Origin of the sequence: Blautia sp. HCP28S3_G10, from assembly GCF_052065235.1 — a bacterium.
In the GTDB taxonomy this organism is placed as follows: domain Bacteria; phylum Bacillota; class Clostridia; order Lachnospirales; family Lachnospiraceae; genus Blautia_A.
The window spans coordinates 77,574-93,530 of record NZ_JBQHUL010000001.1; the positions used below are offsets into that span (position 1 = coordinate 77,574).

General features: G+C 39.5%; 15 protein-coding genes and 1 pseudogene. 9 read left to right on the forward strand and 7 right to left on the reverse strand.

What is annotated here, in order from left to right:
* The first annotated feature begins 23 nt into the window (after nucleotides 1–23).
* The 9 genes from ACTNB8_RS00360 (at nucleotide 24) to ACTNB8_RS00400 (ending at nucleotide 7,827) form a co-directional block, all read left to right on the forward strand.
* The gene (locus ACTNB8_RS00360) at nucleotides 24–650 is read left to right on the forward strand and encodes a cell division protein SepF (RefSeq protein ID WP_441051278.1); all 627 of its coding nucleotides are present in this window, start codon (nucleotides 24–26) and stop codon (nucleotides 648–650) included.
* A 3-nt stretch (nucleotides 651–653) separates the two neighbouring features.
* Nucleotides 654–1,406 (forward strand): RNA-binding protein, encoded by a 753-nt coding sequence (locus tag ACTNB8_RS00365; RefSeq protein ID WP_441051280.1) that lies wholly within the window; start codon nucleotides 654–656, stop codon nucleotides 1,404–1,406.
* A gap of 14 nt (nucleotides 1,407–1,420) precedes the next feature.
* A complete protein-coding gene (gene aroB, locus ACTNB8_RS00370) occupies nucleotides 1,421–2,512 on the forward strand; it encodes a 3-dehydroquinate synthase (protein WP_441051283.1) in 1,092 nt (363 codons plus the stop codon).
* On the forward strand, nucleotides 2,509–3,048 hold the full coding sequence (lspA, locus tag ACTNB8_RS00375; RefSeq protein WP_441051285.1) for a signal peptidase II: 540 nt from the start codon (nucleotides 2,509–2,511) through the stop codon (nucleotides 3,046–3,048). Before aroB ends, lspA begins: the two co-directional genes overlap by 4 nt.
* A gap of 3 nt (nucleotides 3,049–3,051) precedes the next feature.
* Entirely contained in the window at nucleotides 3,052–3,966 is a 915-nt protein-coding gene (locus tag ACTNB8_RS00380) for an RluA family pseudouridine synthase (protein WP_441051287.1), read from the forward strand.
* A 67-nt stretch (nucleotides 3,967–4,033) separates the two neighbouring features.
* Entirely contained in the window at nucleotides 4,034–4,669 is a 636-nt protein-coding gene (locus tag ACTNB8_RS00385) for an AAA family ATPase (RefSeq protein ID WP_441051289.1), read from the forward strand.
* A 93-nt stretch (nucleotides 4,670–4,762) separates the two neighbouring features.
* Nucleotides 4,763–5,218, forward strand: a complete 456-nt coding sequence (gene dtd / locus ACTNB8_RS00390) for a D-aminoacyl-tRNA deacylase (protein ID WP_441051290.1) — start codon at nucleotides 4,763–4,765, stop codon at nucleotides 5,216–5,218.
* Between the two features lie 28 nt (nucleotides 5,219–5,246).
* A complete protein-coding gene (locus ACTNB8_RS00395) occupies nucleotides 5,247–6,647 on the forward strand; it encodes a peptidoglycan DD-metalloendopeptidase family protein (RefSeq protein WP_441051293.1) in 1,401 nt (466 codons plus the stop codon).
* A gap of 121 nt (nucleotides 6,648–6,768) precedes the next feature.
* On the forward strand, nucleotides 6,769–7,827 hold the full coding sequence (locus tag ACTNB8_RS00400; RefSeq protein ID WP_441051295.1) for a tyrosine-type recombinase/integrase: 1,059 nt from the start codon (nucleotides 6,769–6,771) through the stop codon (nucleotides 7,825–7,827).
* 80 nt (nucleotides 7,828–7,907) lie between these two features.
* On the opposite strand, the gene mgtE is transcribed toward ACTNB8_RS00400, so the two are convergent.
* The 7 genes and pseudogenes from mgtE to hisZ all read right to left on the reverse strand — a co-directional run bounded on the left by mgtE (nucleotide 7,908) and on the right by hisZ (nucleotide 15,872).
* Nucleotides 7,908–9,302 (reverse strand): magnesium transporter, encoded by a 1,395-nt coding sequence (gene mgtE / locus ACTNB8_RS00405; RefSeq protein ID WP_441051297.1) that lies wholly within the window; start codon nucleotides 9,300–9,302, stop codon nucleotides 7,908–7,910.
* 484 nt (nucleotides 9,303–9,786) lie between these two features.
* Complete coding sequence (locus ACTNB8_RS00410) at nucleotides 9,787–11,670, reverse strand: outer membrane protein assembly factor BamB family protein (RefSeq protein WP_441051299.1); 1,884 nt, start codon at nucleotides 11,668–11,670, stop codon at nucleotides 9,787–9,789.
* A 98-nt stretch (nucleotides 11,671–11,768) separates the two neighbouring features.
* A pseudogene (hisI, locus tag ACTNB8_RS00415) lies at nucleotides 11,769–12,128 on the reverse strand (phosphoribosyl-AMP cyclohydrolase); the annotation flags it as partial.
* A 6-nt stretch (nucleotides 12,129–12,134) separates the two neighbouring features.
* Nucleotides 12,135–12,725 (reverse strand): imidazoleglycerol-phosphate dehydratase HisB, encoded by a 591-nt coding sequence (gene hisB / locus ACTNB8_RS00420; protein WP_441051301.1) that lies wholly within the window; start codon nucleotides 12,723–12,725, stop codon nucleotides 12,135–12,137.
* Nucleotides 12,726–12,733: 8 nt separating this feature from the next.
* A complete protein-coding gene (gene hisD / locus ACTNB8_RS00425; protein WP_441051303.1) occupies nucleotides 12,734–14,035 on the reverse strand; it encodes a histidinol dehydrogenase in 1,302 nt (433 codons plus the stop codon).
* A 78-nt stretch (nucleotides 14,036–14,113) separates the two neighbouring features.
* Nucleotides 14,114–14,752: an ATP phosphoribosyltransferase gene (hisG, locus tag ACTNB8_RS00430; protein WP_296157349.1), complete on the reverse strand. Its 639-nt coding sequence runs from the start codon at nucleotides 14,750–14,752 to the stop codon at nucleotides 14,114–14,116.
* Nucleotide 14,753: 1 nt separating this feature from the next.
* Nucleotides 14,754–15,872, reverse strand: a complete 1,119-nt coding sequence (gene hisZ, locus ACTNB8_RS00435) for an ATP phosphoribosyltransferase regulatory subunit (RefSeq protein WP_441051305.1) — start codon at nucleotides 15,870–15,872, stop codon at nucleotides 14,754–14,756.
* Between the last annotated feature and the right edge of the window lie 85 nt (nucleotides 15,873–15,957).

A 15,957-nucleotide genomic window follows, 5' to 3' on the forward strand; every position in this document is an offset into this window, starting at 1 on the left:
GACAATAAGATTGGAGATTAATAATGGGTGTTTTAGATAAACTTCTTGATGCTGTGAAACTGAATGATGATTACGATGATGATGAATTTCTGGATGATGATCTTCTGGATGATGAAGATGACGATTTCCTTGATGACGAAGAAAAACCTGTCAAAAAATTCTTCCAGAAATTTGGAAAAAAGAAAGATGAAGAAGATTTTGATGATTATGATGATGCCGATGATGAACCGGAACAGCTGACCTCCAAATCTGCTGCAAAACCTGTTGCATCTGCCAAGATATCTGTTAAACAGGACAAGCCTGTACGAACTTCATCCAAGATTACACCTATGCGTAGCAGCAGAAAGGGAGCTCAGGCATCTAATATGGAAGTATGTGTGATAAAACCGACTTCTATGGAAGATACACGTGAAATAGCGGATACACTTGTAGATAATTCTACAGTTATTCTGAATCTTGAAGGTCTTGATATGGAACTTGCCCAGAGAATTATTGATTTTACTTCCGGTGCATGTTATTCACTTGGTGGAAGTCTTCAGAAGGTATCCAGTTATATTTTTGTATTGGGACCTTATAACGTTGACATTACCGGTGACCTTCAGAATATCCTTGGAAGTACTCCGGTTCCTTCTGTACGCGCAGGATACTGATAAATGGAAAAAGACGAATTCTTTATAAAGAGAATCCGGGAACTGGCAAATCTCTCTTATCAGAGAGATATTGTCACCTTTTCGGATTTTCTTAATTTAAATGAACAGAATATTGTAAATGACCGCAAAAATCAGATACCTGGCGTAGAGATAGAATGCTTTGGCGGTTACTCACAAGCAGAGCGTCAGATGATGGCATTTCATTCTGATGCTCTTGCTTTTCCATGGGAATATCCGATCACCTGTCTGAAAATCCAGCCCAAAGCAGTCCGATTTTCAGAAGAACTGACACACAGAGATTATCTGGGAGCAGTTCTTAATCTTGGAATTGAGCGTTCTGTAATAGGAGATATTCTTATTCAGGATAAAATTGCCTGGATGTTCTGCCATAATAAAATTGCGGATTATATAATAGATAATCTGGATAAAATACGTCATACGTCGGTTTTGATCGAAAAAGTAGATAATCCAGAACATATACCGGAACCTTCTTTTCAGCTGATTACCGGAACCTGTTCTTCTGTAAGACTGGATGCGTTGATCGCACTTGCTTTTCAAACTTCCAGAAGCAGCATGGTATCTTTTATTGAGGGAGGTCAGGTTTTTGTAAATGGAAAACTGATTACTTCGAATGGATATGAGCCTAAAGAGGGCGATATTATTTCGGTCCGTAAAAAAGGCCGTTTTCGTTATGAAGGTGTTACCAGACAGACAAAAAAGGGCAGAAACAGTGTGAAACTGCTTCGGTATCAGTAACAGAGGAGGTTATTATGAAAACAGATGTGCTTAATGTAAAAAGAACCGGAGATTTTTATTATCCGATTCATTTTGAGGATGGGTTTGATAAACTTGCAGATGCTATTATGGAACAGGGACTTGAAAATCGACATTTCTGTATTGTAACTGATACAAATGTCGGACCTCTTTACGCTGAAAAGGTAAAATCTGTTCTTTCCGGAATTTCTTCCAGAATTTCTGTTTTTACATTTGAAGCAGGAGAAAAAAATAAAAATCTTAATACAGTCCAGTCTCTTTATAGATTTCTTATTGAAAACAAAGCCGACCGTAAAAGCATTGTCGTTGCACTTGGCGGTGGTGTTGTCGGGGATCTCTCCGGTTTTGGAGCTGCCACATATCTGAGAGGAATTGAATTTATTCAGGTTCCTACAACATTACTTTCGCAGGTTGACAGTAGTGTAGGTGGCAAAACAGGTGTGGATTTTGATCAGTATAAGAATATGGTGGGTGCTTTTCACCAGCCCAGACTTGTTTATATGAATATGAATACATTGAAATCTCTTCCGGGGGTACAGTTTGCCTGTGGTATGGGTGAAGTTCTGAAAACAGGGCTTATCTGTGACAGGGATTTCTATGATTTTGTCTGCAAAAATGAGAAGAAAATCCAGGAGCTGGATACGGAATTACTGGCTCAGATGATAAGAAGGTGCTGCGAGATCAAGGCAGGTGTTGTAGAAAGGGATCCTAAAGAACAGGGCGAACGTGCACTTCTTAATCTTGGTCATACTGTTGGACATGCAGTAGAAAAGCTCATGGATTTTCAGTTGCTTCATGGACAGTGTGTAGCTGTGGGACTGATTGCTGCAGCGAAAATTTCTCTGAACCGCGGATTACTGACTGAGGAAGAATTTCAGCAGATTTCAAATGGCTGTAAAATATACGGGCTTCCGCAACATGTGGAGGGGCTTACTGCGGAAGCAGTTCTGGCTGCTACCAAAAAAGACAAAAAAATGGAGCAGGGACAGATTAAATTTATTCTTATGGATGGAATAGGACATAGTTTTATAGATAAAACTGTGTCAGATCTGGAAATGCTGGAAGGTATCAGGGAGATTCTTTCATGAATGAAAAACAGACTCTGACTATTTATTCCATAAGAGCTACATGTTTCTGGCTGATAAGTACCATGCTTCTTATTATTGCCGATCAGGTTACCAAAAAACTTGCAGTTGTAAATCTGAAAAATCAGTCTGGTATTTCCATTATTCCAGATGTGCTGGAACTAAACTATCTGGAAAACAAAGGAATGGCATTTGGCATGCTCCAGGGAAAGCAGATACTTTTTCTTATCCTGAGTATTGCATTTTGTATTTTCCTTTTTTACCTTTTGATCAGAATTCCAAAAACACCTTATTATCGTCCGTTGATGGTGATAGGGGCATTTCTTGCTGCCGGCGCCCTTGGAAACTTTATTGACAGGCTTTCACATGGATATGTTATTGATTTTATTTATTTCAGTCTGATTGATTTTCCTGTATTTAACCTGGCTGATATTTTCGTTGTCTGTGGCGGAATTGCACTGGTTCTTGTGGTGCTCTTTCGATACAAAGATGAGGATTTTGAATTTATTTTACCAAAACATATAAATAAAAAAGGATAGTTTATGGAAACTTTGAATTTCATTCCGGAAGAAAAAGACAGAGCCTGTCGGATAGATCGATATCTGGCAGAGCAGTGCCCGGATTTTTCACGGTCTTATATACAGAAACTTTTAAAGGAAGGGGCTGTATGCGTAAATAATACTGTTGTCAAGGCCAATTATAAAGTACAGACTGCGGATCAGATTTCTATGGCAATTCCGGATCCCCAGGAGCCTGATATACGTCCTGAAAATATTCCACTGGATATTCTGTATGAAGATCAGTGGCTGATGGTTGTAAACAAGCCGAAAGATATGGTTGTACATCCAAGTGCCGGCCATCTGGAAGGTACCCTTGTAAATGCGATAATGGCGCATTGCGGAGAAAACCTTTCGGGTATCAATGGTGTCCTCAGGCCGGGAATTGTACACAGAATTGACAAAGATACTACAGGGGCACTTCTTATCTGCAAAGAAGATACTGTGCACAGAAATCTTGCTGAGCAGTTAAAGGAACACAGTATAAAAAGACGTTACAGGGCCATTGTTCAGGGAAATCTGAAAGAAGATGAGGGTACGGTGGATGCACCTGTTGGGCGTCATCCTACAGATCGTAAAAAAATGGCTGTAAATCATAAAAACGGTAAAAATGCGGTTACACATTATAAAGTGCTGGAACGTTTTGGGCAGGCAACTTATATCGAATGCCGCCTTGAGACAGGACGTACACATCAGATACGTGTCCATATGGCGAGTCTTGGACATCCTCTTCTTGGAGATACAGTTTATGGCTCATCAAAAAATCCCTATCATTTGCAGGGACAGGCACTTCATGCAATGATTCTTGGTTTTGTCCATCCAGTGACCGGTGAATATATGGAATTTGAAGCGCCACTCCCGGATTATTTTCTGAAACTTCTTGATAAACTGAGAAAATAGTTGGTTTTTTCTCTGAAATACGATATAATAAGTTTATTGAGTTTAAACTGAAGGGAGTGTACAGCATATGAACAGCACTAATTCAATTATCACGATCGGAAGAGAATATGGAAGCGGCGGACGTCAGATAGGACAGGAAATCGCCAGTTATTTTGGCATTAAATGTTATGATAAAGAGCTTCTCGAGCATGCTGCCAATGACAGCGGTATCTGTAAAGAACTGTTTGAGAATCATGATGAAAAACCAACAAACAGTTTTCTGTATTCCCTTGTAATGGATACATATTCTTTTGGCTATTCATCAGCAGGCTTCAATGATATGCCTATGAACCACAAGATTTTTCTTGCACAGTTTGATGCGATCAAAAAACTGGCCGGAGAGGGACCATGCGTAATGGTTGGCCGTTGTGCAGACTATGCACTTGCAGACTGGGACAATATGTTTAGTGTATTTGTTCATGCTGATTTTGACTGGAGAATTAACCGTCTGTCAGCAAAACATCACAAGACTCCGAAAGAAGTCAAAGATATGATTACAAAGACTGATAAGAGCCGTGCAAGTTATTATAATTATTACACCAATAAAAAGTGGGGTGCGGCAAAGAGTTATAATCTCTGTATAGACAGCAGCAAACTTGGAATTGATCATTCTGTTGAAACAATCGTTGAAGCAATCAAGATTTTTGATTCTATTCACAAATAAAACCATCATCGAAACCCTGAGATATCATCTCTGTATGTTATTTCAGGGTTTTGTAAAGCACAGAAGAATATTGACTAACAGGAGGGAAAGTTTATGCGACTCGTTATCCAGCGTGTTCTCCATGCAGAAGTAGAAGTAGAGGGAACAACTGTGGGAAAAATTAACAGAGGTTTTCTGGTTTTTGTTGGTGCGGGACATAATGACACAAAAGAAATTGCAGACAAATATCTCAAAAAACTTCTGGGACTTCGTATTTTTGAAGATGAAAATGGAAAAACAAATCTTTCGTTGAAAGATGTCGGAGGCGAACTTTTACTGGTATCACAGTTTACTTTATATGCAAATTGCAGAAAAGGTAATCGGCCGAGTTTTGTAGAAGCTGGTGAACCGGCTATGGCAGAAGAACTTTATGAATATATGATTTCTGAAGCACGGAAGGTAGTACCTGTTGTCCAGAATGGGATTTTTGGCGCAGATATGAAGGTTTCGCTGGTTAATGACGGCCCTTTTACCATTATTCTTGATGAACGTATTTTAGCAAATTCATAATCGATTGAATTACAAAGGAGTATTTATATTGAAAAAGAAAAAATTTTTTCCTGTTATACTTGCTATAGCTTTTTTTTGTGTGTTTGCCTGTGGAATGATTTCGAAAGAACCGACATCAGTTGAAGCTGCAGCAAGAAATCGTTTTGTAGTTAGAAAGGGAGTATATTATTATTACAGAAACGGTGTATCTGCAAAGGGCTGGGTACGCAGACGAAATGGAGGACGTTATTATTTTAATACCGTCACAGGTGCGGCAAAGCCTGGAATTGTAACAGTTGACGGACATAAATATTTTTTTACAAAAAACGGTAAAATGATGCGTGGTTGGCGTAAAGTCAGGGGAAAAGTATATTATTTTGGCAAAAATGGCCGAATGTACTGTAAAAAGCTTGCTCTTATAAATGGGAAACGTTATTATTTTAATAAAAATGGTGTTCGTTGCGGTGGACGTGTAAAAATAGGCAAAAAGTGGTATGCATTTGATCCTGTTACAGGAATTCAGATCCGAAATGGCTGGTATACGACCAGGAAGGGAACTACATATTTTGCCGGACCGAAATATCATTTTGTGAAGGGATTTTATAAGCCGGATGATGCATACCGTTATTTTCGAAAAACGGATGGTAAAATGTTAAAAGGCTGGCAAACGCTCAATAAATCACGTTATTTTTTTGATCCTATAACCGGAAAGCGTTATGATAATTGTACAATCGTCTATAAGCACAGACTGTTCAGTTTTGACAGCAACGGGAAACTTTTTAAGAATGGCTGGGTAACTGTCAATGGAAAAACTTATTATGCCGGAAAAAACGGAGAACTTCTGACCGGATGGTATACGGAATCCGGTAATACATACTATTTTAACAGCGCTGGAGAGCGACAGATGGGCTGGATCAGTGTGGATGGTAAAAACTATTACCTGAGCAGTTCTACAGCTGTTTTGACCCGAAATCAGTGGATAGACGGCACACACTATGTTGGTGCAGACGGCGCCTGGATTCCTGATTATAAGGATAAATATTTCCGGTGGCCTCTTGATGCAAAAAATAATATTATTACAAGTCATTTTGGGAAAAGAACGCCTCCGGGTGCAAATGCATCTACAAATCATAAGGGGATTGATATCAAGGCAAATAAGGGAGATCCGATTTATGCTGCGGCAGATGGAGTGGTTCATCTGATGCTTCCAACTGCCAAAAGCGGCGGCGCAGGGAATTATACACAGATTCTTCATGATAATGGTATGGTAACTGAATATATGCATCAATCGCGTTTTGCAAAGCTAAAAGTCGGACAGACCGTAAAAAAAGGTCAGTTGATCGGATATGTTGGAAATACAGGAAATTCTTATGGCGCACATTTGCATTTTGGCATTTTTGTAAATGATAAGAACAAGAATCCATTGAATTATGTAGACATTCCAGGCTGAAAAGACCTGGAATTGTCTTTAAATATAGATCTATTTGAAAAACTCGGGTTTGTCGTATAGATCTATATCAGTGCTCTTTTCAGCTGACAGGTTGAAATAAATTCATGGAGGGATTATTATAATGAACAATAACAAAACAACTTACCGTGAACATACAGATATCGAAAATACACTGAAGTTACGGCAGGTGCTGAATACACTTCCAGATTTTTGCAGGGATTATTTCCGGGCAATTGATGCGACCACTACAACAAAAACCAGAATTTCCTATGCATATGATATCAGAATTTTTTTCCAGTTTCTGCTTGATCAGAATCCGGCTTTCAGAAATTTCAAAATGACTGATTTTACTGTTGATGTTCTGGATCAGGTCAAAGCTGTTGATATCGAAGAATATCAGGAATATCTAAAAGTTTATCAAAATGGCGGAAAACTTGAAACAAACGGTGAACGTGGACTTAAACGTAAAATATCTGCTTTGCGCAGTTTTTATGCATATTATTATAAACGTGAAATGATTCAGTCAAATCCGACAGTCCTTGTTGACATTCCTAAAATACATGATAAAAGTATTATTCGCCTTGATACTGATGAAGTTGCACTTCTTCTGGATTATATTGAACATGGAGGAGAAAATCTCAGTGGTCAGAAACGTGTCTATTATGAAAAAACAAAAGAACGTGATCTCGCAATCGTTACGCTTCTTCTTGGAACCGGAATCAGGGTTTCTGAATGTGTAGGTCTTGATATTGAAGATGTTGATTTCAAAAATAATGGAATAAAAGTCACCCGAAAAGGTGGAAATGAAATGGTTGTTTATTTTGGATCTGAGGTTGAAAAAGCACTTCGTCGTTATCTTGAGATCCGTGAGGGAATTACTCCTGTGGCAGGTCATGAACATGCTCTCTTCTACTCTTCCCAACGTAAAAGAATGGGTATACAGGCAGTGGAAAATATGGTAAAAAAATATGCCCGGGAAATCACTACAACAAAGAAAATAACTCCGCATAAACTGCGCAGTACATATGGCACTGCATTATACCAGGAAACAGGCGATATTTACCTTGTAGCTGATGTTCTGGGACATAAAGATGTTAATACTACTAAGAAACATTATGCTGCTCTGGACGATGCCAGACGGCGCCAGGCAGCTACTGCAGTAAAATTAAGGGAGGACTGATATTGATCAGCCTCCCTTTTTGATGCCAAAGTATGCGGGAGAAGCTGCCAGTGGCAGGTTCTCTGAATTTCAGAATATTACTATCCGGCCATATGCATTATTTCTATGAGGAAAATCCAGCTTAATCCATAATAGGAAATAACTGCAACCAGGTCGTTGATTGTTGTAATAAGCGGGCCGGATGCTACGGCAGGGTCTATATGTATCTTTTTGAAAAACAAAGGTATACAGGTACCTACAGCACTTGAGATCAGCATTGCAACCATCAGAGACAGACCGATGCAGCCTGAAACAGCATAGGCAAATATAAGAGTTTTTCCCTTGAAAATAAAGATATACAGACCTATTAACACAAAGGATAAAATTCCAAGTAGTCCGCCATTACATAAACCTATATGCATTTCTTTGAGTACCAGTTCAAATTTCTGTTTACCTGTCAGAGATTCATCCATCAGGACACGGATTGTGACAGCCAGTGACTGTGTACCTACATTACCTGCCATATCAAGAATCAGCGACTGAAAACACATGATGATTGGCAGTTGAGTAACTACTTTTTCGAAAACACCGACAACAGATGAAACAATCATACCGAGACCAAGTAAAATAATCAGCCAGGGCAGACGTTTTTTCATACTTTCTTTCAGGGGTTCTTTCAGATCCTCTTCAGCAGTAAGACCGGCCAGTTTCGCATAATCATCTCCCATCTCATCATCAACCAGATCAACAATGCTGGCAGAAGTTATAACACCCAGAAGCCGGTTTTCATTATCCAGAACAGGTATGGAATCTTCTGAATAATCTTTGAGGTCTTCAATACATTCATCAATCAGAGATGTACCGTATACATATGGATATGAAGTTACAATAAGTTCATTTAAAGGATGATCACGTCTGGCAATGATCAGATCCTTAAGATCAATAGCACCAAAAAATTCCTGGTTTGAATTTACAACAAAAATCGTGGAAATATTATCGTTTTGAGCTGCCTGTGAAACCAGTTCGTTCATAGCTTCTTTAACAGTAATATTTTCATGAATGATAATGCAGTTTGTTGTCATCCTGCTGCCGATTTCCTCGTCATCAAATGAATTGATCATTTCGATATCATGACGGACATTGTCATCCAGAAGTTCTATTAATATACGGCGCTTATCCTTGTCAAATTTCTGCAGAATATCTGACAGAACGTTTGTTTCGATTTTTGAAAGAATTGCAGCAGCTTTTTTTATATTCATTTCTTCAAGATAAGTAACTGCTTCTTCTTCATCCAGATATTCCAGAATATCAGATAAAGTGTCCATATCCAGAATACGATACAGTTTACATCTTTCTCCGACTGTAAGTTCAGACATGACATCTGCGATGTCATTTTCGTGGAAATCCTGCAGCTGTCTGGACATCATTGCAGGAGAGAAAGTTCCTCTGACAATTTTGAGGATGTCGTTTTTATAATCCTGTACTCTTTTTTCCATCTTATCCTCCTTTTTTCTTTACATATTCTATCAGAACAGCACATTAAAACCATTCTTCATAAAAATCATAGAATGAATGGCACGCAAAAAAGCATGTTTCTGAATAAAACATGTTTGTTTCTTTGGTTTGATCAAATTGTGTTCCGGGGATATACAGGATAAAAAGAGTAATAAGAATTGAAAAGATATAAATATATCATTATTTAAAAAACAGAATGCGATAATTTACTTCACAGACTGTTTCGCTCTTCCATCCTGTGCATCTACTTCGCCCGTGAGAATCACAATTATCCATTCTGTTCACCTGCCTTTACTTATTTAATAAATTCTTTCGACGGTCACATTATAAACGTTACGGCCATTAATGTCAACAAAAACAACAAAAACAACAAAAACAACAAAAACCCTGGCATAAACTTATAAACCAGGATTTTTGTGAATAGAACCATTTATTTCTCGAAAATATTTTTGTATTTTTACGTTTTTACTGCAGTTTAATTCCCCAGATTTTACAGTCACGTGTTCCAACTATAGCATAGCTTCCATATACAGCAGGTGAAGCTTCAATTACACCGTCACTGATAGAAATGGTATCATGAACAGTGCCTGTTTTTCCGTCGAGGAGATGCATATCTCCCGCACTTGTGCAGTAGAGAATCTTACCTGTTCCGTCTTTTGTATAAACACATACAGGGGAAGACCATGCATATGAAGAATTATGTTCCCATACCTTTTCACCTGTATTTTTGTTAAGGCAGACAAGGACACCAGAGGCATTATCACTGGTTTTTGATACTGTGACATAAATATAGTCAGCCAGACTGTTTCGGCCGCTGGCAATGGTGGACTGCACACCGCCGGATACACCGTCATCTGTTGTGCACTCATAATCTGTATGCCACAGGATCTCACCCGTTTCCGCATCTATTTTCCATATAGGAATGGTAGCTGTGTCGTAGCTTCTCCAACCCAGGCGGAATGAAGTACTTATATATACGTAGAGGTGATTGTTTTCAACAGAAAGAACAGGCGTTGAATTAGAATCATCCAGGACATCCTGAACCCATACCAGTTCCAGTGTGTTAAGATTCAGGCACATAAAATTTCCACCATTATCAGCAATAAACAAATAGCCTTTGTAGATTGCAGCACTGTCTTCCATTCCTACCCAGAAAGATTCTGTACTGGATCGGGTTCCGTAATAATGCCATTTAACGGTTTTGTCAGGAGAAATGGAAAGTGTTCCAGCTGCCTGATCATACTGTGTATTTAGATGGATCAGATATAGGATACCGTTTTCACCGGGGTAAATAAGTGTATCTGTTTCTGCATCAACCAGAGCAGATCCGTCAAAGAAGCTTAAAGAACCGCGAAGAGAAAACTCATCATTATCGCCAAAAGTGTACATAATACTGCAGTCAAGGAGATTAATTACAAATACCCGTGCAGTTCCTTCATTACTGTTATATCCTGCACCTACATACATGATGGGGTAGCCTCTTGGATCAAGCGCACCAGCCCCTTTAAAAGTAAAGCCAAGATACAGAGGATCTCTTGTCGGTTCACCCGTCTTCAGATCAAGAAAATATACATAACCGTCCATACAGGCATAAATTACTTCTACCAGGTCATCATCAGCTTTGGCATTGTCGTACATGTTCATATGCTGTTTGATGTCTTTTGGCCATTTCATCATCAGTGGCTGGCCGGTCCATCCGCTTCCTGTCCAGGCAGTATCACCGGAACTTAAAGAACCTGTATCATGAGACCATTTGGGATTCAGCTTAAAATCTTTCATTGTTGAATAGCCATAGGCAGCGGTATCACGAAAGTTATTTCCGCGGAAAGTTACTATGCCTTTGACATCGGTATAGCTGTCTCCATATGCGAATTCAATATCAGAGTCAGCTTTGTAATCGGATACATTATCCAGAACAGTATCATTTACTTCGATGTCTGTATAACTGATAAGATTTTCAGGTTTTGTGGAATCTGTACAGTGAGGCTGGAAATTGATATCCTTAAGTTTTTCCATTTCAAGCATCTCGTCTGGTGTGTCAGTAATTTTTGCAGAAACCGTGATATCTCCGGAAGAGGAATGAAAACGGGAAATACCGGATTTTACAGCAAAAATAACTATAGACAGGATTACAAGGCAGAAAAAGATACCAACGAATAATTTAAAAGGAATGTTTCGTTTCCTGCTGTCAGAGCTATGGGTGGGTTTGACAGAGGCTCTGGTATTATGCTGAATCAGTGAATCTGAAATATGCTGTGGTCTGGCTGATTTTTGGTGGCTGGAAGATCGTGCGGCAGCCGGTGCAGTGTATCTGCTTTTTCTTACGTGGGAATGCTTTTTAGAATTCATACATGCTCCTTCTGATCAAAATGTTATGAATACACAAAGTCCCGGGGAAATTAAACTTTCCCCGGGAGGTGTAGTCGTTTCTTATATATATTTTAACGCTCATTGTCTGACTTTTCAAGTAATGGTTTAAAAAAACAACTGCGGCTTCCAGTATGGCAGGCAGCACCGATCTGCTCAACTTTTGCAAGAATTGTGTCATTGTCGCAGTCCAGATACAGAGATTTTACATATTGAAAATGCCCTGAAGTGAGTCCTTTTATCCAGAGTTCACGGCGGCTTCGACTCCAGTAGGTCATTTTTCCTGTCTGTACCGTGAGGGTAAAAGACTCTTCATTCATATATGCAACCATAAGTACCTGATTATTCTGGTAGTCCTGGACAACAACAGGAATCAGTCCATCACTGTTAAGTTTGAAATCATCCCACTTAATCTTACTTTCATAAGTATTGTTCATAATGTCCTCCTATGCCAGGCTGCCTTTGGTTGAAAGAACGTCTGTAATACGTGGGTCAAAAGATACGGCCTGGTCAAGTGCTTTTGCAAAACTTTTAAACATGGCCTCTGCAACGTGGTGGCTGTTTCCGCCTGTCAGTACTTTGATATGAAGGTTCATTCCACTGGTATAGGAAATTGCGTAGAAAAATTCTTTTATCATTTCTGTGGACATATCTCCGATTTTTTCGGAAGTAAATTCAGCATCCCAGGAAAAATAAGGACGGCCGGAAAGGTCTACCGCACAGAGAACAAGTGCTTCATCCATGGGAAGAATACAGCTTCCGTAACGCCGGATACCTTTTTTGTCTCCGACAGTTTCTTTTATGGCAGTGCCAAGAACGATTCCGGTATCTTCGATCGTATGGTGGTCATCTACTTCCAGATCGCCATGAACACGAACAGAAAGATCAAAAAGACCGTGTCTTGTAAAGCCATCCAGCATATGATTAAAGAATCCGACACCTGTTTCAATATCAGAATATCCGGTGCCATCCAGATTCAGATTCAGTTTGATTTCTGTTTCTTTGGTATTTCGTTCAATAGAAGCTTTTCTTGACATGTTTCCTCCTACTTCTCTTCGTCTTCAAATCGTACAGCTATTGAATTGGCATGGGCAGTTAACTGTTCGGAAGTTGCAAACTGTTCGATATCTTTGTGGATTTTGCGGAGAGCATCTTTGGAATAATATACAATACTGGATTTCTTTACAAAATCATCTACAGACAGAGCTGAGAAGAATTTAGCAGTGCCGTTTGTAGGAAGAACATGGTTAGGACCCGCAAAATAATCGCCCAGAGGTTCGGAACTGTTTTCGCCAATAAAGATAGCTCCGGCGTTGCGGACTTTCATCATAACTTCAAATGGATTGGCAGTTACGATTTCCATATGCTCAGATGCTATGGCATTTGCTGCTTCAATTGCTTCATCCATATCTTCTGCAATAAGAATATAACCGAAATTATCAAGGGATTTCTGAATGATTTCCTTTCGGGAAAGAATCTGAACAAAGCCATCTACTTCTTCACTTACTTTTTCGGCAAATTTCCTGCTGGTTGTGATAAGGATTGCAGATGCGAGTTCATCATGTTCTGCCTGTGAAAGAAGGTCAGCAGCCACATATCTCGGGTTGGCTGTTTCATCAGCAAGAACAAGAATTTCACTTGGACCTGCGATAGAGTCAATGCTTACATAACCATAAACTGCCTTTTTGGCAAGTGCAACGAAAATATTACCTGGTCCTACAATTTTGTCAACTTTGGGAATACTTTCTGTACCGTATGCAAGCGCCCCTATTGCCTGTGCGCCACCGACTTTATATATTTCGTCAGCACCGGCTTCTTTTGCGGCTACAAGAGTAGAAGGATTAACTTTTCCATCTTTTCCAGGCGGTGTTGTCATAACAATCTGATCAACTCCGGCTACTTTGGCAGGTACAATATTCATAAGAACGGAAGAAGGATAAACAGCTTTTCCACCAGGAACATATACACCTACCCGTTCCAGAGCGGTAATTTTCTGTCCAAGCATAGTTCCATTTGTTTCAGAAGTAAACCAGCTGTTCTGACACTGCTTTTCGTGATAACTTCTGATGTTGACAAGTGCCTTACGAATAACATCGATAAGAGCCGGTTCAACCAGCTGATAGGCTTCCTGAATTTCTTCATCTGTGACACGGATAGTTTCAGCAGAAATCTCCGTTTTGTCAAATTCTTTTGTGTAAGAAAAAAGAGCTTTGTCTCCCTCGTTTTTTACATGTTCAAGGATGTCTGCTACTGCGGATTCAAATTTTCCGTAGTTATTGGGACTCCTTTTCAGCAGATTGTCCAGAATATCTTTTGTACTTTCTTTTGTAAGAGAAATAATACGCATTTTTATCATCCCTTCTGTCCGGTTTAAGGACATTGTTGTTATAGTATCAGTTAAGCTTCGTTCTGTTCGAAGCAACTGTCAGCGAACCACATTTCTGAGATCCTGAATAAGTTTTCGGATACGTTCATCTTCCATTTTCATACTCACCTGGTTTACTACCATACGGGCAGAAAGCGGGCATACTTCTTCGAGAACTTTCAGGCCGTTTTCACGAAGTGTACTTCCGGTTTCTACAATATCAACGATTACTTCTGACAGTCCTACGATAGGGGCGAGTTCAATGGAACCATTCAGTTTGATGATTTCCACAGTCTGATGTTTGATGTTATAGAAATAGTCTTTTGCAATGTTAGGGTATTTGGTAGCTACGCGGATCAGCTGATTGTTGTGGAGAAGTTCTCTGGCGCTTTCGGGACCACAGACACACATACGGCATTTGCCAAATCCAAGATCCATAACTTCATATAATTTGCGTCCCTCTTCGAGAATGGTATCTTTTCCCGTAACACCAATATCAGCAGCACCATATTCTACGTAAGTTGGAACATCAGGACCTTTTGCAAGGAAAAATTTCAGTTTGAGGTCTTCATTTACAAAAATAAGTTTACGTGAATTTTTGTCTCTCATTTCCTCACAGGTAATTCCAATCTGTTCAAACATATCAAGAGTCTTCTGTGCAAGTCTTCCTTTTGTCAGTGCTATTGTAAGATATCGCATATCAGCAATCCTCCTTTTCACGGCGTAGTGCAACAGAAGTTCCCTGACGGCGGAGTTTCTGTGCTTCAATGATGGCATTTTTCCTGGTGGAATTGTTGTATGTGATAACAACTGGCGCCGGAGTTGACTCTACGTGTATTTTCTGTCTGCAGAGAACAGTAAGAAGACTGTCTACCATGATAACAAAACCAATGGAGGCAGCAGGTTTGCCAAAATGTTTCAGAAGATCGTTGTAACGACCGCCTTTGACAAGTGGTTCACCTGTACCATAAGTATATGCCTGGAAAATGATACCTGTATAATACTGGATTTTACTTACCATACCGAAATCAAAACTGATATATTTCTCATAACCGTAGATTTTGAGAATTTCGTAGATTTCTTCAAGTCGTTCTACTGCTTCAATTGCCTTAATGTTGGAGGTAAGATTGCGGGCTTTTTCAAGTACGTCATAAGAACCGAATAAATGTGGAAGAGACTGAAAGGCTTTTGCAAGTTCCGGTTTCATATTCTGTTCATCAGTAAGGTCTTCCACACCGAAATAATTTTTCTGGGAAATCAGGGAACGGAGTCTTTCTTCTGCATCTTCATCAAGGTCTGCTTCTGTAAGAAGAGACTTGTAATAATCAACCTGTCCTACACTGACCTGAAATTCTTTAAGGCCGGAACGCAAAAGACATTCAACAGTCATGGCCAGAAGTTCAGCATCAGCTTCTGGAGAATTGTCACCGATACGTTCCACACCCATCTGTGTTGTCTCTTTCAGACGTCCCTGATAGCTGGAACTGTTAATAAATGCCTGTCCTGTATAGGAAAGAGTTACGACTTCCTGATCAGGATTAAAATATGTAGCACACGCTCTGGAAACGGAAGGGGTAAAGTCAGGGCGTAAAACAAGGGTGTTTCCCTCACGGTCAAAAAATTTATAGAGATTACGGGAAGGTACAGTGCCTACCTCCCTGCTGAAAACTTCAAAAAACTCAAAAGTAGGTGTTTCAATTTCTGAATATCCGTAACTGTCAAACACCTGGTGGATTTCCTGCTCCAGATGATGTTTCTGGCTGCATTCTTCATTATAAATATCCCTTACACCTTCTGGTGTATGAAAAATTCGCTGCATAATAATTTCCTCCTCACAGGAAGCACTTTAACATGCTACCATGTTACTATATGAAACACACAAAATTATAGTAGAATATCTATTT